This is a genomic window from Oceaniovalibus sp. ACAM 378, assembly GCF_008085915.1.
Lineage (GTDB): Bacteria > Pseudomonadota > Alphaproteobacteria > Rhodobacterales > Rhodobacteraceae > Oceaniglobus.
In genome coordinates, this window is the sequence record NZ_VSJK01000025.1 from 1 (window position 1) to 26,257 (window position 26,257).

The 26,257-nt window shown below is 60.0% G+C and carries 19 protein-coding genes and 2 pseudogenes; 8 read left to right on the top strand and 13 right to left on the bottom strand.

Annotated features, from left to right (window positions below):
- Positions 1 to 379 precede the first annotated feature (379 nt).
- The 4 genes from FQ320_RS22440 to FQ320_RS22455 all read right to left on the bottom strand — a co-directional run bounded on the left by FQ320_RS22440 (position 380) and on the right by FQ320_RS22455 (position 6,136).
- The gene (locus FQ320_RS22440) at positions 380 to 2,170 is read right to left on the bottom strand and encodes an SLC13 family permease (protein WP_148475534.1); all 1,791 of its coding nucleotides are present in this window, start codon (positions 2,168 to 2,170) and stop codon (positions 380 to 382) included.
- A gap of 180 nt (positions 2,171 to 2,350) precedes the next feature.
- Positions 2,351 to 4,813, bottom strand: coding sequence for a protein translocase subunit SecD (gene secD, locus FQ320_RS22445; RefSeq protein WP_148475535.1), 2,463 nt, complete (start codon positions 4,811 to 4,813; stop codon positions 2,351 to 2,353).
- A 46-nt stretch (positions 4,814 to 4,859) separates the two neighbouring features.
- Positions 4,860 to 5,219 carry a hypothetical protein gene (locus FQ320_RS22450; protein ID WP_148475536.1) on the bottom strand — a complete coding sequence of 120 codons (360 nt, stop codon included), beginning with the start codon at positions 5,217 to 5,219 and terminating at the stop codon, positions 4,860 to 4,862.
- A complete protein-coding gene (locus FQ320_RS22455) occupies positions 5,216 to 6,136 on the bottom strand; it encodes a calcium/sodium antiporter (protein WP_148475537.1) in 921 nt (306 codons plus the stop codon). The genes FQ320_RS22450 and FQ320_RS22455 overlap by 4 nt, the downstream gene beginning before the upstream one ends.
- Positions 6,137 to 6,386: 250 nt before the next feature.
- Here FQ320_RS22455 and FQ320_RS22460 point away from each other — a divergent pair, with 250 nt between their 5' ends.
- From FQ320_RS22460 to FQ320_RS22480, 5 genes are all read left to right on the top strand, one after another.
- On the top strand, positions 6,387 to 7,355 hold the full coding sequence (locus FQ320_RS22460; RefSeq protein WP_148475538.1) for a DUF6635 family protein: 969 nt from the start codon (positions 6,387 to 6,389) through the stop codon (positions 7,353 to 7,355).
- A gap of 86 nt (positions 7,356 to 7,441) precedes the next feature.
- Positions 7,442 to 8,719, top strand: coding sequence for a hemolysin family protein (locus tag FQ320_RS22465; protein WP_148475539.1), 1,278 nt, complete (start codon positions 7,442 to 7,444; stop codon positions 8,717 to 8,719).
- A gap of 301 nt (positions 8,720 to 9,020) precedes the next feature.
- Positions 9,021 to 10,031, top strand: coding sequence for a TerC family protein (locus tag FQ320_RS22470; protein ID WP_148475540.1), 1,011 nt, complete (start codon positions 9,021 to 9,023; stop codon positions 10,029 to 10,031).
- Positions 10,028 to 10,657 (top strand): exopolysaccharide biosynthesis protein, encoded by a 630-nt coding sequence (locus FQ320_RS22475; RefSeq protein WP_148475541.1) that lies wholly within the window; start codon positions 10,028 to 10,030, stop codon positions 10,655 to 10,657. The genes FQ320_RS22470 and FQ320_RS22475 overlap by 4 nt, the downstream gene beginning before the upstream one ends.
- Positions 10,658 to 10,743: 86 nt before the next feature.
- The gene (locus FQ320_RS22480; RefSeq protein ID WP_255509672.1) at positions 10,744 to 12,573 is read left to right on the top strand and encodes a potassium transporter Kup; all 1,830 of its coding nucleotides are present in this window, start codon (positions 10,744 to 10,746) and stop codon (positions 12,571 to 12,573) included.
- Between the two features lie 625 nt (positions 12,574 to 13,198).
- Here the strand turns inward: FQ320_RS22480 and FQ320_RS22485 are convergent.
- The 3 genes from FQ320_RS22485 to FQ320_RS22495 form a co-directional block, all read right to left on the bottom strand.
- Complete coding sequence (locus FQ320_RS22485; protein ID WP_148475543.1) at positions 13,199 to 14,692, bottom strand: tripartite tricarboxylate transporter permease; 1,494 nt, start codon at positions 14,690 to 14,692, stop codon at positions 13,199 to 13,201.
- 6 nt (positions 14,693 to 14,698) lie between these two features.
- Positions 14,699 to 15,172 carry a tripartite tricarboxylate transporter TctB family protein gene (locus FQ320_RS22490; protein WP_148475544.1) on the bottom strand — a complete coding sequence of 158 codons (474 nt, stop codon included), beginning with the start codon at positions 15,170 to 15,172 and terminating at the stop codon, positions 14,699 to 14,701.
- Positions 15,173 to 15,237: 65 nt separating this feature from the next.
- Positions 15,238 to 16,221 (bottom strand): tripartite tricarboxylate transporter substrate binding protein, encoded by a 984-nt coding sequence (locus FQ320_RS22495; RefSeq protein ID WP_148475545.1) that lies wholly within the window; start codon positions 16,219 to 16,221, stop codon positions 15,238 to 15,240.
- 356 nt (positions 16,222 to 16,577) lie between these two features.
- Here FQ320_RS22495 and FQ320_RS22500 point away from each other — a divergent pair.
- Together FQ320_RS22500 and FQ320_RS22505 are read left to right on the top strand one after the other, a co-directional pair.
- Positions 16,578 to 17,584 (top strand): annotated as a pseudogene (locus tag FQ320_RS22500) (IS5 family transposase).
- Positions 17,585 to 17,628: 44 nt separating this feature from the next.
- Positions 17,629 to 18,307, top strand: a pseudogene (locus tag FQ320_RS22505) (IS5 family transposase); the annotation flags it as partial.
- A 90-nt stretch (positions 18,308 to 18,397) separates the two neighbouring features.
- Here FQ320_RS22505 and FQ320_RS22510 read toward each other — a convergent pair.
- The 3 genes from FQ320_RS22510 to FQ320_RS22520 form a co-directional block, all read right to left on the bottom strand.
- Positions 18,398 to 19,132, bottom strand: coding sequence for a pseudouridine synthase (locus tag FQ320_RS22510; protein ID WP_148475546.1), 735 nt, complete (start codon positions 19,130 to 19,132; stop codon positions 18,398 to 18,400).
- A gap of 167 nt (positions 19,133 to 19,299) precedes the next feature.
- Entirely contained in the window at positions 19,300 to 20,232 is a 933-nt protein-coding gene (locus FQ320_RS22515) for a carbon-nitrogen hydrolase family protein (RefSeq protein ID WP_148475547.1), read from the bottom strand.
- A 66-nt stretch (positions 20,233 to 20,298) separates the two neighbouring features.
- Positions 20,299 to 21,450 (bottom strand): acyl-CoA dehydrogenase family protein, encoded by a 1,152-nt coding sequence (locus tag FQ320_RS22520; RefSeq protein ID WP_148475548.1) that lies wholly within the window; start codon positions 21,448 to 21,450, stop codon positions 20,299 to 20,301.
- 142 nt (positions 21,451 to 21,592) lie between these two features.
- Here FQ320_RS22520 and FQ320_RS22525 point away from each other — a divergent pair, with 142 nt between their 5' ends.
- Positions 21,593 to 22,282 carry a helix-turn-helix domain-containing protein gene (locus FQ320_RS22525; protein ID WP_148475549.1) on the top strand — a complete coding sequence of 230 codons (690 nt, stop codon included), beginning with the start codon at positions 21,593 to 21,595 and terminating at the stop codon, positions 22,280 to 22,282.
- Positions 22,283 to 22,763: 481 nt separating this feature from the next.
- Here FQ320_RS22525 and FQ320_RS22530 read toward each other — a convergent pair whose 3' ends face one another.
- The 3 genes from FQ320_RS22530 to dsbD all read right to left on the bottom strand — a co-directional run bounded on the left by FQ320_RS22530 (position 22,764) and on the right by dsbD (position 26,184).
- Entirely contained in the window at positions 22,764 to 23,465 is a 702-nt protein-coding gene (locus tag FQ320_RS22530; RefSeq protein WP_148475550.1) for a L,D-transpeptidase, read from the bottom strand.
- 35 nt (positions 23,466 to 23,500) lie between these two features.
- The gene (locus tag FQ320_RS22535) at positions 23,501 to 24,127 is read right to left on the bottom strand and encodes a DsbA family protein (RefSeq protein ID WP_148475551.1); all 627 of its coding nucleotides are present in this window, start codon (positions 24,125 to 24,127) and stop codon (positions 23,501 to 23,503) included.
- A 257-nt stretch (positions 24,128 to 24,384) separates the two neighbouring features.
- Positions 24,385 to 26,184: a protein-disulfide reductase DsbD gene (gene dsbD, locus FQ320_RS22540; protein ID WP_148475552.1), complete on the bottom strand. Its 1,800-nt coding sequence runs from the start codon at positions 26,182 to 26,184 to the stop codon at positions 24,385 to 24,387.
- Between the last annotated feature and the right edge of the window lie 73 nt (positions 26,185 to 26,257).

Sequence of the window (26,257 nt, forward strand, 5' to 3'; positions counted from 1 at the left end):
CCAGATCATCTCTGGGTCAAACCACCCTCTCATCGCTACAAGCAGCGACTGCCGGGCAGTGGATCGTTAGCGAGCCACGGCGCTTGAGCGCTTCATTGTAGGCCGGCCAGTTTCTGGTCTTGTAGGTTGGGGGCGAAGGTCTGCTCATCCATCCCAGCTACCACGCTGGCTTCGCGAGATGAATCCTTCATGGGATTTGTGCAACAAAGCCCCGGCGCTTTTCACTGATCTAAGTGGCTGCTGCTCTCTCAATTTCAATGACTTCACCGGCGCGTCGGAGTTGTTTTGCTGATCCCGGAAACTCTGTTTCACCCATTGTTGCGGGACCAAAATTTCGCTTTGAGCCAAGACAAGCTTGTTGGATGGCGAGATAAGTTTTTTAGGATACCAATGGCCAGATGAGCGGGATCAGCAACACCGTCGCTGCGCCGATAATGATGTTCATCGGAATACCTATCTTGAGGAAATCAGTAAATCTGTACCCACCGGCATTGTAGACAAGCGTGTTGGTCTGGTAGCCGATTGGCGTCGCAAAACTTGCGCTTGCACCGAACATCACGGCCACCACAAAAGGGCGCGGATCAAGGCCAAGCTGGGTTGCCACGCCCGCAGCGATCGGTGCCAGCAGGACCGCGACGGCGTTGTTGGTGACCAGTTCCGTCAGGATAGACGTCAGGGCGTAGACCAGCGCAAGGGCGACGATCGGTTGGACCGTTGCCAACAGAGGCGATACCTTGGCGACAATCAGCGCAAGCGCCCCCGAATTGTCCAGCGCACTCCCCAAGGTCAGCATCGAGACGATCAGTAGCAGCAGCCGGCCGTCGATCGACCCCACGCCTTCATCCGCATCGATGCAATTTGTCAGCAAAACGACTGCAACGCCGATCAGCGCAAGAGTCAGGATCGGCGCCACATTCAGGGCCGCCAGAACGACGACGGCAACCATGGTGGCAATCGCAATGGGAGCTTTCTTGCGCCGAAAGCCCCGAGAGGTGACTGAGGACAGTTCAATCAACTGTTCTTCATCGGCAAGCCGCGCAATATCTTCCGGCGCACCGTCAAGCAGCAGGGTATCTCCGACCTCCAGTTTCATCATCGCAAGGCGCATGTCGACCGCTGCTCCCTTTCGGTGGAGTGCGACCGGATAGACCCCAAAACGGCGACGCCACTGCAAGCGCCCGACCATTCTGTGTAGCGCTTTCGAATTTGGGCCGATCAGGACCTCGACGACCGACGTGCGCCGGGCGGTCGACGGCTCGGTGCCCAGAACGGCGTTGCCCACCGCCGAGCCGTCGCGAAAACCCATGATCTCTGTATCCGTGGTCTTCACAACCACAACATCGCCAGCCGCCATCGTCGATGTGGTAAGGGTTGCGCGCAGGGACACGTCCCCAGAGACCAGATCAACGACCCGGCTTCCGGCCTTCTTGAACGCGTCCACTTCCAGCACGGTCTTGCCGATCAGGGGCGAGCCCGCGGGGATGAACAGTTCAACCAGCCAGGTGCGCCCGTCGCGCTTGGACTGAACCTCGCCGACCGTCTGTCGCACGGGGAGAAGGCGCGGGGCGGCGATTGTCAGAAAAGCTCCGCCAACGATGGCCACGACGATTCCCACAGGAGCAATCTCGAACAGACTGAACGGTGCCATCCCCAGATCGCGCGCAATGCCATCCACCAGCAGGTTCGTCGAGGTTCCGATCAGCGAACAGGTCCCGCCAAGAATGACCATGTAGGACAGCGGGATCAGCAGGTGCGACGCGGCAAGGTTCATCTGACGCGCAAGGGTGATCACCACCGGGATCAGCACGATGACGACCGGTGTGTTGTTCATGACGGCTGAGGCCCCGGCAGCAGCACTGAAAAACAGCGCGAGAGTCAGGACCGGACGGGCCGACGCATATCGTCCAAGGACATCGCTGACGGCCTCCAATACGCCAGTCCGAACCAGGGCCGCGCTAAGGACGAACATCGCGCCGATGGTTGCCGGTGCAGGATTGGCGAGCGCGGCCAGGACATCGTCCGGTTTGACAAGACCGATGGCAAGAGCTGTTGCCGCCCCGCAAAAGGCGACAACATCCGGGGATCGCAGTTCCAGAACAAAGGCCGCGAAAACGCCGAGCAACAAAATTACGGCGGCGTAGGGTGCCAGTGTTACAAGCTCGTATGCCATGATGTGATCAGGCTCCGTTGGGCCGGTGGCGGCTTGGGTTCAGGTTTCCCCGACAAGAACCCTAGCCTTGTTGTCTGACCATACATTCCCGTGCAAGAATCGGTCAGGGTGAGATTACGCAGTCGACTGGGATAGGAAGTATCTCGCCGGGGAGGTTGTGCTCCCCGGCGCCAGCCGCTTTCAGGTCTGATTGCTTAAGGCATCCGGCATGATTGCAACCTTGTTGCGCTGTGCGAGCCAGGCAAGGACCGGCCCCGCCACGAACAACGAAGACGCGGTGGCGATGGTCACGCCCGCGATCATCGGCCAGGCAAAACCTGATACCGCTGGCCCGCCCCAGATCGCCATCGGCACGATGGCAGCGAGCGTCGTGCCAGAGGTGAAGATGCACCGTGCCAGAACCTGATTGAGGCTGTGGTCGATCACATCGGCCAAGGGTTCGTCACACCCACCAGCAAGGTGTTCGCGGATTCGGTCATAGACCACGACCTTGTCGTTGACCGAATAGCCGATCAGCGTCAGCAGGGCGACGATCGTGGTCAGGTTCACCTCCCATCCCATCAGAGCGATGACGCCAAAGGTCTTCGTCACGTCGAGGAACAGCACCGCGATGGCCCCGGCGGCAAAGTGCCACTCGAACCGGACCCAGATATAGGCCAGCATCGCCAGAACGGCGAGGCCCAGGGCCAGCAGGCCGGTGGTTGCCAGTTCCCCGCTGATCGTCGGGCCGACAAGATCGATCTGGTTGAACACGGCATCAGGTATCACGTCTGTTGCTGCACGTTCGACAGCGGCAACAGTGGCCTGTCCGACCTCTCCCTGCACCCGGATCAGCGCTTCATTGGGGTCACCGAAGGCCTGCAGGCTCGCGTCACCCGGAACCTGTGCCGCGATGGCGGCACGCAGTTCGGACAACGGGACGGGCGCGTCCGAGCGCAGGACCATCTGCACCCCACCGGTGAAATCAATCCCAAGGTTCGGCCCCGGCATCACGAGCAGGCCAAGCGAACCAACGGAAAGCACCGCCGATACCGCAAGCGCCAGCCGTCCGCGCCGCATAAAGGACAGTTTCCCCGGCGCCGGCACCCCGCCGATCAGCGGTTTGATTTCCAACCGTTTGAGTTTGCGGCGACGTACCAGCGTCTCCATCATGAACCGCATCAGCGCGACGGCCGTGAACATCGAAATGACGATGCCAAGGCTCATCGTGACGGCAAATCCCCGGATCGCCCCAGCGCCAAACATGAACAGCAACACCATCGCCAGAAGCGTGGTGATGTTTGCGTCAAGGATTGTCGCCCAGGCCCGCCCATAGCCAAGCGTGAGCGCTTTGATCGCAACCGCACCCTTCGCGGTTTCTTCGCGGATACGGCTGAAGATCAGGATGTTGCTGTCCACCGCAATGCCAAGGCACAGGATGATCCCGGCAATCCCCGGCAACGTCAGCGTCGCCCCCAAAAGTCCCAAGGCGGTCAGCGTGAGCATCACGTTCAGCCCGAGAATGGCGCTGGCCAGAAGGCCCCATGCGCCGTAAAGCCCGACCATGATCGCCACCACCAGCGCAAGACCGATGGCGCCCGTGACCAACCCCGCGCGGATGGAATCCGCACCCAATGCTGCGCCCACGCTGCGTTCCTCGATCACGTCAAGCGACGCAGGCAGCGCGCCGGAGGTCAGCAGCACCGCCAACGTCTGCGCCTCTTCAACTGTAAAGTTACCGGTGATCTGACCCTGACCGCCCGGAATGGCCTGCTGGATGACCGGGGCGGTCAGAACCTCGCCATCCAGAACGACCGCAAACCTTTGACCGATATTGGCGGCAGTGATCTCGGCGAAGGCAGCGCCGCCTTGCCTGTCGAAATCGAAGGTGACCATCGGTTGGCCGGTGTCGGGTTCGAACCCCGAGGCCGCCGCATCCAGCCGATCACCCGACAGTGCCACACGGTCTTCAACCGGGATCTCGCCCGTGCCGTCCCGGAGCGGCAGCAGCGACACTCCGGGGCCCGGACCCGGTGCGACCATCTGAAAACTCATCTTCGCGGTTGATCCGAGAAGTGCGCGCAATTGGGCCGGATTCTCGACGCCCGGCATCTGGACGAGGATGCGGTCATCGCCGACCCGGCTGATCACCGGTTCGGACACGCCGACCTGATCGACCCGGTGGCGAATCACTTCAAGGCTGGCATCGGCGGCATCGCTTGCGGCTCGCTCAAGCCCGGTATCGGTCAGCGACAGCCGTGCGACGCCGTCAGACAGGTCGACGGTAAAGTCCGGCGCGATACCGGGTCCGCTGCTGGCCGACGCTGTCGCCTGCAGGGCCGCCACCAGCGCCGCACTTGCGGGGACCGACAGGTCAGTGTCGCTGGCCCGGATCGTCGCCGGGTTCAGGTTCTGCGCGCGCATCTCGGAAACAAGGATTTGACGCAACTCCTGAAGGCGCGCGGTTGCCAGATCCGCGCGATCCACGGCCAGCAGCAGATGCGCGCCACCCTGCAGATCTAGGCCGAGAGAAACTGTCTGGCTCGTCGCCCAGGGCGGCAGCTTGTCACGCATGTCCTTGGAAAGAAAGTTGGGTAGTGCCGTCGCAACTGCCAGAAGCAGGAGGACGGCATAGGTCATCACGACCCATGCTGGTCGGCGCATTTTCGGTATCCTTTGGTGCCTGAGTGTTTGATCTGACGTCGATAGGTCAGACCACAGGCGGACCCCGGACCGGGGGAAGGATATGGATCGCAAAGGGAGATTGGGATGCTGCCTGTTCCCACGAAATCCGCGCCGCCGTCGTTTGTGTCGGCGCTGGGCTTTCTGGTGCGGGCGTGGCGGCGTGCGGGGTGTCACCCTCGGGCAATTGCACCCGCATCAGTTGGATTTGGGCCGTCAGGATGATCGGCGCAAACACAGTCTCATTTGCCGCAACCGGGCCGGCGTTCGTGACCGCCCTGCCCGCGTCACTTGCATGCGCGCCGAACAGCGCGAGCGCCAGCATAAGGATCAGCCGCGAGAGAACCCCGGCGATTCCCGTTCCTGTGTGCCCGCGCCAGCGTGTCATCCTTGCGCCGCCCAGACATAGAAGGCGTAGCCCGCCAGCATCACGAGCCCGACACCGCGTCCGATCACCGACCGGGTCAGCAGAAGCCCGGTCAGCACCAGCGAGACGGCAATCATCACGGGAAGGTCGAAGGTCAGGAACCGCGACGCGACCGGGATCGGCGTGATCAGCGCCGTCACCCCAAGAATTCCCAGAACGTTAAAGATGTTCGATCCGATGATATTGCCGATGGCGATTTCGGACTGGCGGCGGAAGGCCGCGATTAGCGATGTGGCCAGTTCCGGCAGGGACGTTCCGATGGCGACAATGGTCAGGCCGATGAACGCCTCCGATATGCCATAGCCGCGCGCGATCGATACTGCGCCGTCTACCAGAAACCGCGCGCCGACCATCAAGGCGACAAGTCCGCCGATGACCCAGAGCACCGACACAAGGGTCGAGGCCGGAGGTTTTAGACTTTCGTCCTCTGCTTCTGCCTCACCGGGCTTCAGATAGGCCCGGACAAGATAGGCCACCAACCCTGAAAACAAAACCAGCCCGGACAGGCGCGTCATCTGGCCCAAGGCGAAAATCGGGACCAGAAAAAGTGCCGCGGCCATCATGACGGCCGTGTCACGCCGCAGGGTAGCGCCCATGACCTTGATCGGCCAGACCAGCGCCGAAATGCCTACGATCAGCAGGATGTTGGCAATGTTGGATCCGACGATGTTGCCCAATGCAATATCGGGAACGCCGCGCCAGGCTGCGTCGACCGATACCAGAAGTTCAGGCGTCGACGTACCGAAGCCCACCACCGTCAAGCCGATCAGCAGCGGCGGGATCGACATGCGCCGGGCGATGCCGACGCTGCCACGCACAAGCGCCTCGCCGCCGAAGAACAGACCGATCAGTCCGACGAACAGGTAGAAATAGTCCAAATCGAGGCTCCAAAGGGCAAAACGATCTACCCTCACGGGAAGTTGTGAATGAAGCCGGGCGCTTGCAAGGGCAGCGCAAAGATAATTCACGAACGGACAAGTCGCACAAAGTTTCTTTGTCGCAAACCCTGAAGGAAAGCTGTGGCGACATGCCCTCTGGTCTTGGATCCTGATGCGGGATAGTATTAAAAGTCCCGGCCAAAATAAGAACGCGCCCCCGCAGAAATGAAGGAGATGGTGGATCACCACCATGATCTCATCATCGAATCCCACGCCAAAAGGCGGCGACACCGGCCTGCCAAACGGCCAAGCATACTTTGCTAGTCGACGGACCAGAGTTAACCGGTTTGTCGAACAGCACTTTACCTGGCCCGGAACCTTGCATCTTCACAACGCCGCGTTGGGCTGGGATTTCCTGCGTGCGCCGATCAACGTGATGCTGTCTCCGGTCCTTGTCCTGACCCGGATCGCCGCCTTTCTTTGTCGGCAGATCAGGTTGTATGGGATCGCCGATTGGCTGGCAGCGCGGCGTATCCTGCTGCCGACAGCGGTTTCGCATCGGGTAGAGGTTCTGATTGCGACTGATCTTCTGGACCTGCCTCTGCCGCAGGGATCAGCGGCTCGTGACCCGGGTGCGCTGTCCCGCGCCGTTCTTGCGGCCCCCCAGTTTCGCGAGTTGATCCGCCAACGCGCAGACGCGGCAGAGGCGCAGGTTCTGGGTCAGAGGATTGCGGATGCGCTTGGTGACTACGCGGGAACAAGGTCGGCGGTGGCAGAGATGACCACGGGTCTGGTCACGCTGGCCGTGGGCGCGCTTGTGTTCCAGGCTCTGACCCCCGGCGTGATCTCGATGGCACCCGGCGTTGCGGGCGCCCTGGCACGCACCACCGCGATTGCGGAGTTTCCGATGGGTCAGACCATCGGAGGCCTATGGTACGGCCTGTTCCCGCCGGGCGCATCACCACTGCTCGTCACGGCAAGTGTCGTGTTCCTTGTCATGATTGGGTCGGTCTTTGCCGCGTTTGCAGGTGTGCTGGCCGATCCGGTCCAGAGCCGTCTTGGCATTCACCACCGTCGTCTCATGCGCCTCATCGACACGCTTGAGGTTGAGCTTTGCGGGCCCGGCGACAGGCCTTTCGCCGTACGCGAACACTATTATGCGCGGCTGCTCGATCTTTGGGATGTCGTCGGCAGCGCATTTCGGCTCTTTCGGAATTAACCCGCTGCTTCATGGCCTCGCACCGTGGTATTTGACACAAAACCTGTAAAATAGATTTCGGAACTGTCCGGTAAAAGTTGGAGAACATGGTCTTAGAAATCGCAATCGTCATCCTGCTCACGCTGATCAATGGCGCGCTGGCGATGTCTGAACTTGCCATCGTCTCTGCCCGTCCCGCCCGGCTGAAACTGATGGCCGCCAAGGGGAGCAGGGGGGCCGCGATGGCCCTCACGCTTGCCAAGGACCCCGGTCGGTTCCTGTCCAGTGTTCAGATCGGGATCACGCTGGTGGGGGTGCTGGCGGGCGCCTTCTCGGGTGCGACACTTGGTGCGCGTCTGTCCACATCGTTGATCGAGTCGGGTTTGGCGGCAAACGTCGCTCAACCTCTTGGCGTGGGTACCGTGGTTGTGGCGATCACCTATCTGTCGCTGATCGTGGGCGAACTTGTTCCCAAACAGATTGCCTTGCGTGCGCCTGAAAAGGTCGCCGCCCGCATGGCCCCGATGATGGGGCTTATCGCGCGCGTCGCGGCACCGCTGATCTGGGTGCTTGATCGGTCCGGCAAACTGGTATTGCGTCTGCTCGGTCAGTCCGGCGCTCAGTCACGCAAGGTAAGCGATGAAGAAGTGCGCCTGATCGTCGCCGAGGCCGAAAACACCGGGGCCATGCACCGCGCCGAAAGCGGGATGATCGCGGGCGTCATGCGCGTGGCCGACCGCACTGCGCGCGGGCTGATGACACCACGCCACGAGGTCGAAACGCTCGACGTATCCAGCAGCAAGGCACAGATCCTCACACAACTTCGCGGTATGAGCCGGTCCAGACTGCCGGTGCAGGACGGCGATGCAGACGACATCATCGGCGTGCTGATCACACGTGACATCCTTGGTCCCGCCCTGATGAGCGGGCCATTCGATCTGCGCGCCCTGCTGCGCGAAGCACCCGTCGTCCAGGGTGGACAAAGTGCGCTGGAGGTCATCGACCGTTTGCGCACGGCGCCCGCGCATTTGGTGCTGGTCTATGACGAATATGGCCATTTCGAAGGTATCATCACGCCGATGGACGTTCTGGAGGCCATAACCGGCGATTTCCCGGACAGCGAGACTGACGAGCCCAAAGTCATCACCCGTGCCGACGGATCATACCTTGTCGCAGGCTGGATGCCCGTGGACGAATTCGCCGATCTGCTGTCGCTGGAGCTTGAGGATGATCGTGATTACGAGACGGCAGCCGGATTTGTCCTTGAGAAGATCGGCAGGTTGCCAGAGATCGCGGAACGGCTTGATCTGCAGAACTGGTCCATCGAGGTTGTCGATCTGGATGGTCGCCGCATCGACAAGCTTCTGGTGACGCGCTTGGGCTGACGAACTATCCACCGGCTAGTGTGCTGCCCCGCCCCCAGACATTCATCCCGAACATTGCGATTGCCGAAGTTGTGAATCGGCGATTAATTGCCCGCCGCGATGGGACTGACCGATCCCTGTGGCGGCACAAAAAATTCAAGATCGAACTGAAATAATAGATTTTTCGGGCAGGTGTTGCTCGCCAATTCGCGGCACGCCACTTAGGTCAGGTCGGGTCCGGGTTTGCTCCTGAAACTGCGGCGCGTTGGGTGAATGAGACTTTCGAGTACTCGTCAATCGCCCTTTTCGGAGCTTTGGCAACGTGGACCTTATTTTCGTCGATTTCCTTGGAAAACCTGTCTGGAGCTGGATTGGTTTTCTTGTGCTTGTTCTGGCGCTTCTGATCTTCGACCTGGGCGTGTTGCAACGCAAATCCCACGAAATCGGGGTACGCGAAAGCCTGTTTCTGTCAGCCTTCTACATCAGCATCGGCGTGCTGTTCTCGCTCTGGGTCTGGTACTTTCTGGGCGAAGCGTCCGCACTTCAGTATCTGACCGGCTTTGTGGTCGAGAAAAGCCTCGCATTGGACAACATTTTCGTAATCGCGATGATATTTGGATATTTCGGAGTGCCGCGCGCCTATCAGCACCGGCTGCTGGTCTATGGCATCATCGGTGTCGTCATCTTGCGCGGCATTATGATCGGCCTTGGGGCTGCGGTGGTCGCGCGTTTCGACTGGGTTCTTTTAGTCTTTGCGGCGTTTCTGATCTTTACCGGCATCAAGATGCTGATGTCGGGTGGCGGCGAATACGATGTCGCGGCCAATCCCGTGCTGCGGTTCATGCGGGCCAGGTTCCCGGTGACCGATGACCTGCACGGCGAACGCTTCTTTGTCCGCGTGCCGCACGCCAAAACCGGCAAAGTGGCCTTGTATGTGACGCCGCTCTTTCTGGCGCTTGTGATGGTCGAACTGGCCGATGTGATCTTCGCCGTCGACTCGATCCCCGCAATCTTTGCCATCACGCAGGATCCCTACATCATCTACACATCGAACATCTTTGCCATCCTCGGTCTTCGGGCGCTGTATTTTGCTTTGTCCGCCATGATCCATCGCTTTACCTACCTTCCGACAGCATTGTCGCTGGTCCTGATCTTCATTGGCGGCAAAGTCATTGCAGCCGAGGTTCTGGGGCTGGAAAAGATACCTGCTTCGATTTCACTGGGAATAACGATGACCATTCTGATTGGCGGTATCGTCGTGTCTTTGTGGCGCACCCGTGCAACGGATGTTGGTTCTGCTTCTGCCCCCATTGTGCGGGTCAAAGCCGAATGAACACTCTGTCCTCCAGACTGCCCCTTGGCAAAGGCGCACCCGCAAAGAAGCTTTCTGATGTCCTGCGGGAACTCGATCAGGGCACGGGGAAACGCATTTCGCTTGGCGATCTGATCACCGCGCTGGGGGACCGAAGTTTCGTGCCTCTGATGATCCTGTTCGCGCTGCCAAACGTGTTCTTCTTCGTGCCGGGATCATCGGTCATTACGGGATTGCCGCTTATCTTCATCGCTTCTCAGCTGGTCCTTGGACGCCCTGCGGTCTGGTTGCCTAAGGTGCTGAACGAACGTTCGATAGAGCACGGGGCGTTCACCCGGGTTGTCACCCATGCCGTTCCTTGGATCGAATGGGTGGAGCGCATGGCGCGACCGCGATATTGGCCGTTTTCGCGCGTCGTGGCGGAAAGGATCGTCGGACTGACCAGTCTCGTGATGGCTATTTTCATGTTCCTCCCCATTCCTTTTGCCAATTCTTTGCCAGCCGTGTCCGTGATCACTTTGGCGCTTGGTCTGGGGGAACATGATGGCTTGTGGCTTGCGGGCGGCGTGGTTGCCAGTCTGGCTTCAACTGCGATCGTCGTTGCCATTTTCGCCGCAGGCACCTTCGCAATATTCAGTTTCTTTTGAGGACGATTGCCATGCAAAGCTCATGTGATGCGGCAGTTCTCCAAGGTCATGACGCAAACGCATCACGTCCTGGACGGACCGCTGCCTTGTCGCTCGGTGCCGTGGGCATCGTCTATGGCGACATCGGGACAAGCCCGCTTTATGCCTTTCGCGAGGCCATTCGGCCCGCCGCCGCCGACGGTCTGTCCGAAGCGGAGGTCTTTGGCGTCGTGTCCTTGCTGCTCTGGGCGCTGATCCTGATCGTCACCCTGAAATATGTCCTGTTCCTGTTGCGTGCGGACAACCGCGGCGAAGGTGGGATATTGTCCCTTGTTGCGCTTGTTCAGGACCATCCCAGACGCTCCGGCGTGGTCTTTGTTCTGGGTGTTTCCGGGGCAGCCCTGTTCTTCGGAGATGCAATCATCACGCCCGCCATCTCCGTTCTGTCCGCAGTCGAGGGACTGAAGCTCATCACTCCCGTGCTCGAAGCTTACGTTCTGCCGATTTCCATCGGAATCCTCGTTTCTCTGTTCATGGTGCAAAGCCGTGGCACCGGCCCACTTGCCCGGTGGTTCGGCCCGATCACCGCAATCTGGTTTCTGGCAATGGGCGCCGCAGGTGTTGCCCAGATCGCGGCCGCGCCGGGCATCCTGTGGGCCTTCGATCCGCGCTATGCGCTGTCGTTCATGACAGAGCATGGCAGTGTAGGCTTCGTCGTGCTGGGCGCCGTGTTTCTGTCGGTCACTGGTGCCGAGGCGCTTTACGCCGATTTGGGACACTTTGGCCGCAAGCCTATCCAGCTTGCCTGGTTCCTGCTGGTTCTTCCGGCATTGGCGCTGAACTACCTTGGTCAGGGCGCATTGGTCTTGCAGACGCCCTCCGCAGTGTCGGACCCGTTCTTTCTGATGGTTCCGCCCTGGGCTTTGCCCGGTCTGGTCGTGCTGGCGACCATCGCCACGGTAATCGCGAGCCAGGCCGTCATAACGGGCGCGTTTTCGATGACGCGTCAGGCGATACAACTTGGGCTTCTCCCCCGCCTCGTGATCCGTCACACATCAACCACCGAGACAGGACAGATTTTCCTGCCTGTCATCAACGCTCTGTTGCTCGTGGGCGTTGTGATCCTCGTCCTTGCCTTTCAGACATCGACGGCCTTGGCCGCGGCTTACGGGATCGCCGTCAGTGGCACGATGATCGTCACGACGGCGCTCGCCTACCTCATGCTGCATCGGGTCTGGGGCCTGCCAAAGACCATTGCCATGGTGGCCCTTGCCCCCATCTTGCTGATCGAGGCCGCATTCCTTGCTGCCAATCTCGCGAAAGTTCCGGACGGGGGTTACGTCCCGCTTCTGCTGGGGGCAACGCTGGTGATCATGATGTGGACCTGGGCGCGCGGCACGCAGCAGCTGTTTGAGCAGTCCCGCAAACTCTCGGTGCCGCTGGTTGATTTCATTCCAAAGATCGAAAACAGTTCAACACTTCATGCGCCCGGAACAGCCGTCTTTCTGACCAGCGATGTCTCCGCCACGCCACCGGCGCTCTTGCACAACCTCAAACACAATCATGTCCTGCACGCGCATATTATCGTCTTGACCGTCGAGACACGTGACGTGCCTCGCGTGCCAGAGAACGAACGCGCGGTCATCGAGCGCCTCAACGATCGGTTCGAACGGATCAGTCTGCGGTTCGGCTTCATGGAAACCCCGAACGTCAACCGAGCGTTGGGGTCGTGCCGCAAGCAGGGCCTGCAGTTCGAAGGCATGAAGACCACTTTCTTCCTTGGTCGCCGCAAGCTTGTCGCCAAAGCCGACATCGGGATGCCGATCTGGCAGGATCACCTTTACATCTTCATGTCGCGCTTGGCGGCCGATCCGTCCGATTTTTACCACTTGCCGCGTGACCGGGTCGTCGAATTGGGTTCTCAGGTGGCGGTGTAGCGAACCCGCCTCATCAATCAGGCGGACACTCGTTTTTACAAAGTGATGACCGGAGCAACTTGTACATTTTTGCTGGGTGGACGTTCTTCCACTTCAAGTGGACCTTTTTGCGAGATCAGGTCGGTATGGTCTCCGCCGTCCAGCAAAATTCTGTGCCATTAAACCGCATGCGACGGAGGAGGACCGCCGGCTGTCGCGCGATTGCGATCATGGCCTTGTTCCCAAACAGCATAAGCAATGATCTCAGATGGATATCGAAAGCCCTTCAGGCGCGGCATATCGGTTGGAATTCTCATGGCGGACCAAAGCCTGAACAGGCAAGAGGAATAACTTGGCAATGCCGTGGCCGGATCTCCGGATCGGCCAGTGTCTCTGACAACATGCGGAACTTGCAATGATAAAGCTCGGCAAGATACGGGTGAAGGCACACCGGTGTTTGTGCAGGAGCCGCCGATTTGAGGCCGACGTCACCAACCCGGCCCCCATCTTTAGCAGTTTCGCCTGCAAGCCCGGGCGGCGCAGCCCTTCGACGATCGCGTGGTAAAGCAAGCCAAGCTTGCGCGCCTCCGACATCGCCCGGGACCGCTCCCGCGTCAGGATCTTTCGCCAGACGTCACGCTCGATCTCACACCGTGCGGCGAGCCCGCCCGATGGCCCAGATGATCAGCGGGATACACCAGATCGCGATGGTGAACAGGCCCAGCCCGGCCGCGATAGGACGTTCAAAGAAGGCAAGGAAACTGCCGTCGGCCTTGATCATCGAGGTGATGAAGTTCTGCTCCAGCATCGGACCCAGCACCAGTCCTAGAATCGCAGGCGCGATGGGGATGTCGTTTTCGTCCATCAAAAAGCCGAGCACGCCGAAGATCAGCATCAGCACCACGCCAAATGGGGTGTTGTTGATCGCGAAGGACCCGACGATGCAGAACAGCAGGATGATCGGCATCAATACCTTGCTCGGCACCGAAAGCACCGTGCCCGCCGCCTTGATCGCGATCCAGCCCAATGGCAGCATGATGACGTTGGCCAGCAGGAAGACGATGAACACCGCATAGATCAGTTGCGGATCGTTGATGAACACTGTCGGGCCGGGATTGATGCCCTTGATGTACAGCACGCCGATCACGATGGCGGTGATGCTGTCGCCGGGAATGCCGAACACCAGCGCCGGGATCCACGCGCCGCTGACGGCGGCGTTGTTAGACGCGCCCGCCTCGACCAGACCCTCGACGTGGCCGGTGCCGAATTTCTCCTTCTCGCGCGAGAACCGCTTGGACACCGCGTATGAAATCCAGGCTGCGATGTCGGCGCCCGCCCCCGGCAAGGCCCCGATGGCGGTGCCAAGGGCGCTGCCGCGCAGCACCTGCACCGGATAGCGGCGCAGGTTGCGCCACTGGTCGCGGAAGATGCCACCGCCAAGATTCTCGGGAATCGGCGGGCGGGGACTGTCGCGATTGACCACGGCGCGCAGCACCTCGCTGACCGCGAACAGGCCGATCATCGCCGGAATGAACTGCACCCCGGCCAGCAATTCGACGTTTCCGAAGGTATAGCGCGGCTGACCGGCGGGATTGTCGATACCGACGGTGGCGGCGAACAGCCCGATCAGCAACGCGATCAGCCCCTTCGACACCGCTCCGGGCGACACGAAGATCGCGCAGGACAGGCCGAGAACGACCAGCCAGAAATATTCAAACGACGAGAATTTCAACGCCACTTCGGCCAATATCGGCGAGGCGGTCATCAGAACGATGGTGCCGAAAATGCCGCCAATGGACGAGAAGACCAACGCTGCGCCCAAGGCTTCCTGGGATCGGCCCTTGCGGGTCATGGCATAGGCGTCTTCGACATAGGCCGCGCTGGCCGGGGTGCCGGGCATTCGCAGCAACGCGCCGGGAATGTCGCCGGCGAAGATCGCCATGCCCGTCGCGGTGACGATGGCGGCGATGGCGGGCACCGGATCCATGAAAAACGTGATCGGCACCAGCAGCGCGGTGGCCATGGTGGCGGTCAGTCCGGGGATCGAGCCGACGAACATTCCGAACGCCGCCGAGGCGATAATGACGATCAGGACATAGGGCTGAAAGACAAGGCCGAGCGCCTCGATGATGACGGGCATGGGCGCCTACCAGAGAAAGGACAGAAATCCGCTGCGTGGCAGCGGCACCAGAAGAAGACGGGCGAAGGCCTGTTGGACCACGATGGTGGCCACCACCGCCAGCGGCAGCGCCATCCACCAGCGCACCTGCATCACCAGCATCAGGATCGTCACCAGACCGATTGCGACGGGCACGAACCCGATCCGCCCCGACAGCACGATATAGCCGACGATCAGCGCCAGCGTGACCAGCAGAGCCACCATTGCACCGGGCGTTTCGGCCCATTCGGGCAGCGTGGCACGGGGCAGCGCAGTTCCGGTCATGACACTGCGCACGATCATGAACACGCCCAGCAACATCGCCACCCCAGACAGAGCCAGTGGCATGGTTTCGGACCCGTAGGACTGGTTCGGCAGGCGCGAAAAACTCTGCGCCGATATCCATATGCCGATCGCCGCCGCGACCAGCAGCAGCCCGAGGAACATGTCGTTCAGCTTCACTTTCGACCCCGCTGAGGTGTGCAAGACGCAAAAGGCGCCGCCCTTTCGGACGGCGCCCTTACCGGTCAGTTCGCGGCGAACCCGGCTTCTTTCATCACCTTGCCGAGTCTTTCGTCGTCGGCGGCGACAACTTTGGTCGCCTCGGCAGCGTCGGCCCAGCGAAGTCCAAACCCGCGATCTTTCATGAAGGTCTGGTATTCTTCGCTGTCGTAAGCCTGCTTGATCGCCTCGCCCAGTTTCGCCTTCACGTCATCGGGCAGGCCCTTGGGCGCTGCGATGGACCGCCACACGGCGTGGGTGTAATCGGTTCCGGTCGCTTCCTTGATCGTTGGCGCGTCGGGGAACAGATCCTGACGGTCGTCCGACATTGTCGCCAGCGCCTTCACCCGCTCTGCTTCGATCATCGAGCGGCCCTCGGCCAGCGACGAGGGCACCAGATCGACGCCACCGGCGACCATATCGGTGATGCCGGGGGCGGCTCCTTCGCTGGGCACCCATGTCACCTGATCGGGCGCCAGACCTTCGGCCATGAGCCACCCGGCCAGACCAAGGTGCCAGATACCGCCCTGCCCCGTGCCCGACGCCTTGAAAGTGCCCTTGGGTTCGGATTTGATCGCCGCCAGAAGCGATTCAACGTCCTGGTATTCGCTTTCGGTGGACACCATCAATCCGCCGGGATCCGAGTTCACCAGCGCCAGGATGTCGTAATCCTCATAGGTCAGTTCCGTCAGGCCCTGCCAATGCATCATGTCGATTTCGATCGTCATGATGCCGATGGTGTATCCATCGGGCGCGGAATTCGCGATGGCGCTATGGCCGACCACGCCCGATCCGCCGGTGCGGTTCACCACGTTGACGGGCGTGCCCAGACTTTCCTGCAACAGCGACGCGAAGACGCGGCCCACCGCGTCGGTGCCGCCACCAGCGCCCCACGGAACGATCATCTGAATCGGGCGCTCGGGATAGTCCTGCGCCGCCACGGACAACGCGGGCAGCATGCCGGCAGATGCCAGAAGTGCGCCGAGGGCGATCATGTGTCGTCTTTGCATATATTCCTCCACAGAATTTCTCAAAGGGTGACCGCCGGATCTTGCACCCTGCGGCCGCTTTGCTGGCGCGATCCATCTCCTCCCGGATCACCCGGCCCGGTCGTGGCGACGCTTTCAAACGACAGACCACGACATGGACAGATTTCGACCATTAACCAGCGTCAAACGAGTGTCAATCGCGCTCGCCTGCTCCAGATGTTGCAAGACGTCCTGTCTGACGTCAACGCGTATGGAATCCAAATAGCAGTATTCAATGGAAGATTGTTTCTGATCTGTTGTAACCAAGCCGGGCTTTGTTGCACAAATCGCCGCGTGGCGGGATTCACTGCCTGAATCCAGCGTGATAGCTGGCTTTTATGAGCAACTGTATCCCTACGAAGTATAAGACCCGGAACTGGGCAGAGTATACCGTTTCACTGAAGCAACGAGGATCGCTGTCGATCTGGTTTGATGCTGAGATGGTGTGGGAGGCAGTGCGTTCTGGCCGCCGAGGTCGCCAGCAGGCCTATAGCGATGCGGCGACACAAGCCTGCCTGACCCTCAAAGTGCTGTTCGGGCTACCGTTCCGGCAGACGACTGGATTTGTAGAAAGTCTTCTGAAGCTTGTCGGATTGGATTGGTCAGTGCCAGACTTTAGCACCTTGTGTCGGCGGCAAAGAACGTTGTCTGTTGCCATCCCGTACAAGGGGTCAGCAGGGCCGCTGCACCTCTTGATCCCCTCTCGTCGCTGCAAGCAGCGACTGCCGGGCAGTGGACAGTACGGGCATCAAGGCTGAAGGTGAAGGCGAGTGGAACGCGCGCAAACATGGTGGTCCCAAACGCCGCCTTTGGCGCAAGATACATATAGGGATCGACGAGGAAACGCTGGAGATACGGGCAGTTAAGGTCACCAGCAGCGGGATCGGGGACGCACCCATGTTGCCTGACTTGCTCAATCAGATCCCACCGGATCGAGACCACTGCAGTGTCACTGCCCGCTCTCATGCATGTAAACATGCACTGCCGGACAGTGGATGGTGCTTACGACACCCGAAAATGCCACGATGCGATCGCAGCCCGAAATGCCCATGCTGTCATACCGCCGCGTAAGAACGCCAAGCTATGGAAGCCAGATACACCCGGGGCCAGAGCACGAGACGAAGCCGTGCGATCATCAAAGTATCTGGGTCGGGCACTGTGGCGACAGTTGACTGGATATCACCGCCGAAGCCGCGTCGAAACCAAGATGCACTGCATAAAATTACGCGGGCAGCGCCTCTCAGCCCGTGACTTTGATCGGCAGGTTGCGGAGATACAAATCCGCGCCGCGATCTTAAACGGCTTCACAGCGCTTGGCATACCACGCACCGTGGCCGTAGACTAAATCCGTCTGGGGGAAGGGAAAGCCCAGCCTCAAACTGATTTGTGCGACAAAGCCTCATCACGGTGCAGATGTCGAACCGCCGTGCGCCGGGGCCTCTGAATCTGCTGGTCCCCTCTCGGGCATTGCTGCGCAATCCCCTGCCGGGCGAGGGACAGCACGGGGATCAAGTTCCTCGGCGATGGGGAATGGCTTGCGCGCAAGCTTGGCACACACCGCCGCCGCCAGTATCGCAAGGTGCATCTGGCGATGGATACGGCCACTGGCGACATTCGGGCGGTGGAGTTCACCTCAAGCGATCAGGGTGACAGCCCCGTTCTGCCTCATCTTCTGGACCAGATCCCACCCGATGAACAGATCGGCACCGTAACCGGTGATGGCGCCTTCGACACCCGCCGTTGCCGCACCGCGATCCATGATCGCGGTGGCACCACGATCATTCCCATCCGCAAGAACGGCCGCCGTTGGAAAGAGAATTGTCCCGCTGCCCGAGCCCGCAACGACATCCTCAGGGCGACACTCCGATTGGGTAGGGCCATCTGGAAACGCTGGTCCGGCTATCACGTCAGAAGTCGGATAGAGGCCAGGATGCGATGTCTCAAAGCGTTCGGAGAACGGATCGCTTCACGAGACCCCGACCGCCAAACCGCAGAAATCCAGATCCGTGTAGTCCTCATGAATCGCTTCAATGCACTAGGCACCGCCGAGATCGAACGCGTTGCCTGACCCCAAAGGGGAAAGGGGCAGTCGCGTCGTCAGGCTGACTTCTGCAACAACGCCCACGCGCTGTCATGCTGAGTTCGCACCGCCTTCAACCTACTGAAAGATCAAGGCGGTCTCTTCTTCAGTCAGCAGTTTCCACTGACCGGGGAGCATGTCATCAGGCAGTGAAAGATCGCCCAGACGTTCGCGGTGCAGTTCCTCGACGTGGTTGCCGGTGGCAGCAAACATGCGGCGCACCTGATGGTATCGGCCCTCGGTAACACTGAGCAATGCTTCGGTTTCTGAGACCACGTCCAGTTCGGCAGGAGCCAGTGGCTTGTTATCTCTCTCCAGCATCAAATGGCCCGAGGCGAACAGATCCCCTTCGGTGCCATCGAGCGGGCGGGCCAGCTTGGCGCGATAGGTCTTTTTGACGTGGCGCTTGGGGCTGATGACACGGTGCAGCAGGTCACCATCATCGGTCAGCAACAAAAGGCCGGACGTCTGTTTGTCCAGACGGCCGATGGTCGAGATCGCCGGTTTGCGCTGTTTCCAGCGCTCGGGCAGGATGTCATAGACCAATGCGCCGTCTTCCTTGTGCGAACAGGTCATGCCCAAGGGCTTGTTCAAAAGGATGACCATGCCGGCGACGGGGTCGAGCGCCTTGCCGTCGATCTCCATGTGGGTCGGCAAATCCGGAGTGACGGGGATGCGTTGGGTGGCGTCCCGAAGCTCGGCAGAGTCCAGAATGATACCACCAGCCCTGGCCATTCGCGCGATTTCGTTGCGCGAGCCGTAGCCCATGGAGGACAGGAGCTTGTCGACGCGAGACGTTGGAATCTTGGCCATTACTTTTGGTTCCTCACGTAGGGGTCTGAAACCGGAGAGTGCAGAATGACCCCCCAAGGTTTTCGGTCATCTCTTTGGCCACCTATATAGATCTGTGAGGAGGATGTAGGCCCATCCGAGCGATGATCTGTGGGCCAGAAGGATTGGCTTCAACGAACAGCCAGCAGTCAGTGAAACAAAACTGGTTCCTTACGTCGCCTGTCGACCGCAAGCGTAAACACGTCTGGCCGGGCATAATGCCCGCTCACATCGAACTTTCGGCGTGAAGATCGGGAGGCGGATACATCAATCTCAGCCCAGAGCAGCCCCTTTTCACGGTGCATTGGTCCAGCAGCGGCCCCGCCAAACGGTTTGTAGACGACGGCGTCGCCCGGGTTTACCCATTCATCTTGGTCCGGGAACAGGATTTCACGATACGGGATGCTCGTTGGAATGTCGGACGCTTCGAGCGCGGTTGCACATCCGATGACCCAACATCCACCCTCCCGCGCGATGTGCTGCATCGTGGCGAGCCAAGAGTCGCCGCTGTCCCACGTTGGTGCGACATAGATATCGATATTCTGAGCATACAGTGCAAAGCGTGCCAACGGCATATAGTTTTCCCAGCAGATCAGAGCCCCGATGCGGCCGACCGCAGTATCAACCACGTTTAGGCCCGATCCGTCGCCAAAGCCCCAAATCATGCGTTCCGGATTGGTCGGCATCAGCTTGCGGTGGTTGTTGACGATCCGCCCGTCGGCGTCGATGATCGCGCAGGAGTTGTAGAGAGTGGAGCCTGAAACTTCGCCGTCAATTTCCTGATAGCCCACCACAACAACTATTTCGTTCTCCGCTGCTGCCTCTTGCAGCGGGGCCATGCCCTTGCGGGTAAGATCGATCGAATTGGCTTGGGTCAGAGCGAATAATTCGTCCATCTTGCCCATGTCAGCGCCTGGGGAAAGACGCCAACAAAACGTTGGATAGCCGGGAAGCCAGGCTTCGGGGAAGACGATCAGTTTGGCGCCGTCACTGGCGGCTTGCGTGACGAGATTGACGGCGCGCTCCATACTGGCGGCAAGGTCCAGATAGACGGGCGGTTCTTGAACAACTGCGATTTTCATCCTGAATTCCTTTCTGTTCGCTTCCGAAAGGTTTTGCCCGCCGAAAGCCCTGGCATTTACGAATTTTCAGAATATCCGATCAACAGGATGGCCAAGCGCCATCGCCCCGGCATATTCGGCCTGCGCCTCCTTTTGCAGTGGGTGATAGCGCGCGGCTTGAATGTCGCGGAACCTGCGCTCAAGTTCAGTTTTGCGGTAGAAGCTGGCCCCACCTGCCAGTTCCATGGCCAGTTCAACGACCTGGATCGTGTTCTCTTCGACCAGGCGGCGACCGATCATCACATCATTTACGGTTTCGGCAGAGGGTGCGTTTCGTTCAACGACCTCAATCATAAAGTTCTGGGCCAGCCGTGCCGCTGTTAGCGCCGTGTCCATCCGCCCAGCAATCGATTGTGTACGGTGAGAGGTCGGTTTCATACCGGCAATACCCACCGCAATCTCGCGCGCACTTTCTGCAATGCCAAGATAGGCAGAATAGATCAGCGGAAACGCGATTGTGGCAATCATCTGAAACGCCGGATGCCATTGGCCCGCCTTACGGCGGAGGGGGATTTTGTCATCCGCGATGAACAACCCGTCGATCAGAATATCGTGCGAACCGGTGCTTCGCATCCCCATGGTGCGCCAGGTGTCCAGAACGGTTACCTCTGGCGCGCCAAGCGGTACGCCGAAATGCAGCACTGTGCGTTCGCCGTCCTCTTCGCTGATCGCGCCGGTCATCAAAAGGTCACCGGCGGGTGCCCCTGACGTGAACACCTTGCGTGCCGTAATCCGATAGCCGCCTTTGACCTTTTCAGCCTTGCCAGAGCCGCCGATCCAGTCGGAACCACCGGAACTCAGCAGCACAAGGTCTTCATCTGCGACACGTCGCAAAAGCGGTTCGACCATCGGGCGCGCGGCGTTCTGATGGTGCCAGCGCCATGCAGGGATCGCAACTTGATGGGTATGCATCGACAGCGCAAGCCCGGTCGAACCACAGGCCCCCGCGATGATGCGCAGCATCTCGCAAAGTTCGCGGACACTGGCACCGCCACCGCCAAGTTCCGTCGGGACGCCGGCGGCGATCAATCCGGCACTTTTCAAATCCGCATAGTGTTCTTCGACAAATCTGTCATTTTCATCATTCGCCACAGCCCTCGTCGCAAATATTTTCGCGAGCCTTTTGGCGGACTTTTTGACATCTAAAACGGCAACTTCTGGGTCAAGTGCCTGGTCCATGTACCTATCTCCTTGTTTCAGAATATGCTGCCAGAGTCGCGAAATCTTCTGATTTGTGATAGTCCAGAAACTGTACTGGATCGGCGCGAGACCCCATCCTGAACAAGAAGCGAAAATTTTTCAGAGGCGTAGGAGCCACATTATGCGCGGCGGTTATGGACAGTTTTGCCCAATTGCGATGGCCGCGGAAATCTTGTGCGCACGCTGGACGCCACTGTTGATTCGGGAATTTCTTTGTGGGAGCACCCGGTTCAATGATTTGAGACGTGGTCTTCCGCGTATGTCCCCGACGCTGCTGTCAAAGCGGTTGAAAGAACTGGAAGCGGCCGATGTGATTCAATCCGTAAAGGGCGCAAATGGTGCGGTAGAGTACCGGCTGACAACCGCGGGCGAAGAGCTGCGCCCGCTTGTCATGGGGATCGGCGTTTGGGGGCAAAGATGGGTCGAGAGCGGGCTTTCTTCGGACAATCTCGACCCGGAGCTGCTGATATGGGACATGCATCGGGGCTTGAACATCGATCCTTTGCCGAAAAAGCGGCTGTGCTTTCAGTTCGTATTCGACAACCTTCCTACCGCAAAACGGAACTATTGGCTGCTGGTGGATCCAGAAACAGGGGTGGAGGCCTGCTATGCAGATCCGGGCCATGACGTGGATCTGTACGCGGAATGCAGTTTGCGAACGATGACAGATATTTGGATGGGTGTGGACACTGTGGCAAAGGCGGAAGATGCCAGTCGCTTGGTGTTGACCGGCTCCCGTGTGATTGCATCCATGATGCAGGAGTGGCTCGGACTTAGCCCATTTGCGCAGGAACTACGCATGGCTGGTTAGAGGACTTATCGCCGAACAAGGTTGAAATCGCCGCGGCGTTTCTCGCCGCCAGATGAAAGGTTTCCACCTTCCCTCGACGACTCGTCAAACGTTGATGTGGCGTTAACCTGTTTTGGACCAACAAAAGCCCGACGATTTAGGCCCGACTTTAAGCGTTTGGTATCGCGTTCTTACTTGACGGCGGGAGCCTGAGACCACCGAGGTTTTAGCTCCCCATTGGACATACTCTGCGTCGGCGATCGCTAAATGCATAGATGGTTTGATCTATGCCATGGGTCCGGACGCACTAAATGTCAGGATACCGGGCGACGATACCTGCTTTCCAAGAAGGCGCGTTAAGGCAGCGAAACGCCGACACTTGGAAAGCAGCCTGATCGTCCGCCCCCGCCTCAGGCGCTGTTCTCACGATGAAAACCATTTCGATGCGGCCAAGCGTGCTTGGTTGCCCGCTCGATTGTCGCATGTCGCGGCATGCGGTGCCTCAATACATCTGATCTGTAACGCCCGGCTTCATTGACGGCAGAACGACAACCGACGACCCGTGGATCGCGCGTTCATAGAGGTCGATCGCGTCCTGGTTCAGCATTCTGATGCATCCCGACGAGACGGCCTTGCCCAATTCTTGCGGTGATGCGCTGCCGTGGATGCGATAAAGCGTGTCCTTGCCGTCCTTGAACAGATACAGGGCGCGCGCACCCATCGGATTGTCCGGCCCTGGATCCATCCCGCCGTTTGCGACCGAATAGGGTTCCAGTTCCGGCTGGCGCTTGATCATGTTGGCGGGAACCTTCCAACGCGGCCATTCGCGGCGAAACTGAAGCCGGGCCTCACCATCCCACGCAAATCCCGCTGCGCCGACACTGACGCCATAGCGCATGGCCTTGTCCGGATTCTGGACGAAATGGAGCATCGCGGCATCCGGGTCGATCACGATGGTGCCTCGGGCGCGGGTGGGGAAAGGATTTGCCACCTCCTGCCGCCACAGACGCGGGTCGATCGAGCCATCGGGAATGGCCGGGATCGGCCATGGCTCGGTGGTGATGGCGTCATAGAAATCCGGCATCGGCGGATGGATCGGGGCAGGCGCCATGATGGCGCGTGACACCGGTTCGGCCGGTGGGCGTGCGCAAGCGGCAAGACCGCCCGCTCCGGCAAGGGCGACGAAAGAGCGTCGGGTAAGCATGGAGTCTCCTTTGGTTGTCATGGTGGAATTGGGATTCATCCCCGGCTTTTCGCGATCGCGTCCCTCAGCTCTGTGCGGTTCATCGACCCCGGATAGATCGATGTTCCGACAATGAATGCGGGTGTTCCACGCAAGCCGAGCTGTGCCGCCTGCGCGCCATTGCGTGACATCAACCCATCCCATTTGCTGCGATTGGCCCGGTATGCGGCGTCCAGTTCAGGGATATCAAGACCAACTTTTTCCAGTGCAGACTTGATGACGGCATCAGAAAGCCGACCCTCGGTCGCCATGAGCGCCTCAACAGCGGTTTCATAGGTGCCGGTATCAACAGCGCCCAGCGCCAATTGGCTGGCGCGGATCGAGGGCGCGCCGAGGATCGGCCAGTCCTTCATTACAAGGCGGACATTCCCATCCTCAGCAACGGCTTTCGTCAGATCCGGATGGTTCGCCTTGCAATAGGGACATTGATAATCGAAGAATTCGACGATGGTGACATCGCCATCGGGATTTCCCAGCACCGGATTGTCCGGATCAAACAGGACGTCTTCGACGGTCAGGTCCTGGGCCCGGCCCGCTGTCGGAACAAGCGTCGCGCCGAGGACTATGGCCGTGCTTGTCCCGAGGCCGCTGATCAACAGATTTCTTCGTGTAATGATGCTCATTACGGTTCTCCATCGTGTTCGATTTTATTGGCGTTGACGCGATTATCGCGGCGTCCGTGGCGGCCATTCACCCGTCAGGGTGGGGACTGGCGCGTCTGTCCTAACTGCCATTCTCGGTGCGTTTCCGTTTCTTGATGTCCGCGAGCAAGGCCGCGCGCGAGATCTCTGCGGTTTGAACCGATTGCAGGCTGCCATCGGCTGCGAAAAAGAGCGTGTTTGGCAGGCCGAGAAGTCCGACGGGCCGATAGCGATGGCATTCACCGGATGACCTCCGCCGATTTCTGCACAGCGTCCGCGCCGGTATCGCCCACGATACGTGTTCCCGGCGCTTCGGTCCTGTTGCGATCCAAAAACACCATCGTTGGTGGGCCGACAGCACCAAGCCGTTCAAGCATCTCCTGCCCCTCCGCGTCAAAATCCGACACGTCAGCCGCAATCACATTCAGCCCTGACAGGGCCGCCTGCACGCCTGCATCGGGCCAGACATTGCGTTCAATGACCCGGCAGGTAACGCACCAGTCGGCGGTGACATAGATCATCGCTGGCACGCCGGGCTTTGCGGAAATGGCGGCATCAAGAGCGCTGGCGTTGATAACGGTGTCAAACTCCACGGTGCCGGTTGTCGCCCCGGCCTTGCCCGCCACGCCTTGCAGCGTTGCGAACGGGCGCAGCGGATCGCTGCCGCCCAGCGCGGCGCCCACGGCCATGATCGCACCGGCGATCAGGGACAGAACCCCGACGCTTTTGATCCCTCGCCGTGCTGACCCGGCGTCGCCTGGCAACAGGTCCATGGCGCCTGAAAATATACCTGCGCTGACCAGCAGACCGGCCCAAAGCGCGAGGATCGCAGGACCGGGAACCAACCGGCCAATCAGCCAGATCGCCATGCCAAGGAAGACGAAGCCGAACAGCCGTTTCACCCCGTCCATCCACGCACCAGCGCGCGGCAACACCCGTGCGCCAAGTGTTCCGGCGATCAGAAGCGGAATACCCTGACCCAGCCCCAAGGCAAACAGCGCACCGGCGCCGAGCATCAAATCTCCGGTCCCGGCAATATAGAGCAACGCACCGGCCAAGGGTGCCGTCACGCAGGGTCCGACGATCAAAGCCGATGTAAACCCAAGCACCGCCGCACCGCCAAAAGTGCCGCGCCGCCCCGATCCCGCCGATGAAAGGCGGCGCGTCCACGCTTGCGGAAGCTGGAGTTCAAACAGACCAAACATCGACAGGGCCAGCGCGACAAAGATCGCCGCCACACCATAGATTGCTGCCGGTGATTGCAGCACCATCTGAAGGTTCTGTCCCGACCAGGCGGCAGCGATGCCAAGCAACCCGAAAGCCGATGCCATCGCCAGAACATAGACGCCCGACAGCGCCGCGCCACGTCGGGCGGTCAGGGTGTCGCCTTGCCGTGACAGCAATCCCGCAAGGATCGGGAACATCGGAAATACGCAGGGCGTAAACGCCAGCAGCAATCCGAACCCCAGAAACCCTGCCAAAACCAGCAGTGTCCCGCCACGCGCGCGCAGGGAGTCGATCAACCCCTGTTCTTGCGCCAGGACGATTTTTTCGGCGGCAGGCGCTGCCGATACGGGGCTCGTCGCGCCGTCAAGTGCCGTCAGGGTTTGCTTGACCGGGGGATAGCAGATGCCGCCATCCTGACAGCCCTGCCATGTCACAGTCACAGGTCCATTGACCGCCCCCATCACGGCGCGCGCGGTATCGAAATAGACCTCGACCGCTCCGAAGGTCAGGTCATCCATTTCTTTGCCGGGACCGGTTTGCAACGGCACTGCGATACCGTCAGCGGTGTCTGCCGCCAGTTTATCGCGATAGAGATAATATCCGTCGGCGATATCCCACGACAGAATCCGCGTTCCGTCATCCTGATCGGCAACACTGATCTGAAAAGCGTCGGATGCAGGCAGAGGGGCGTTGCCAGAACCTGTCAAAAGTTGCGCTGTTGCGGGCCATGCGGACATGACGATAAACAGCACTGTCATTGCAGTGACGATGGATCGGACCGCCCGGCGGAAAGGTTCTGTAGCTCTGCTCATGATGGCACGACTCGCGCCCGAACCTTAAGCGGGGATTAAGGTAAGCAGCCTAAGCGAGTGACGTTGCGGAAAG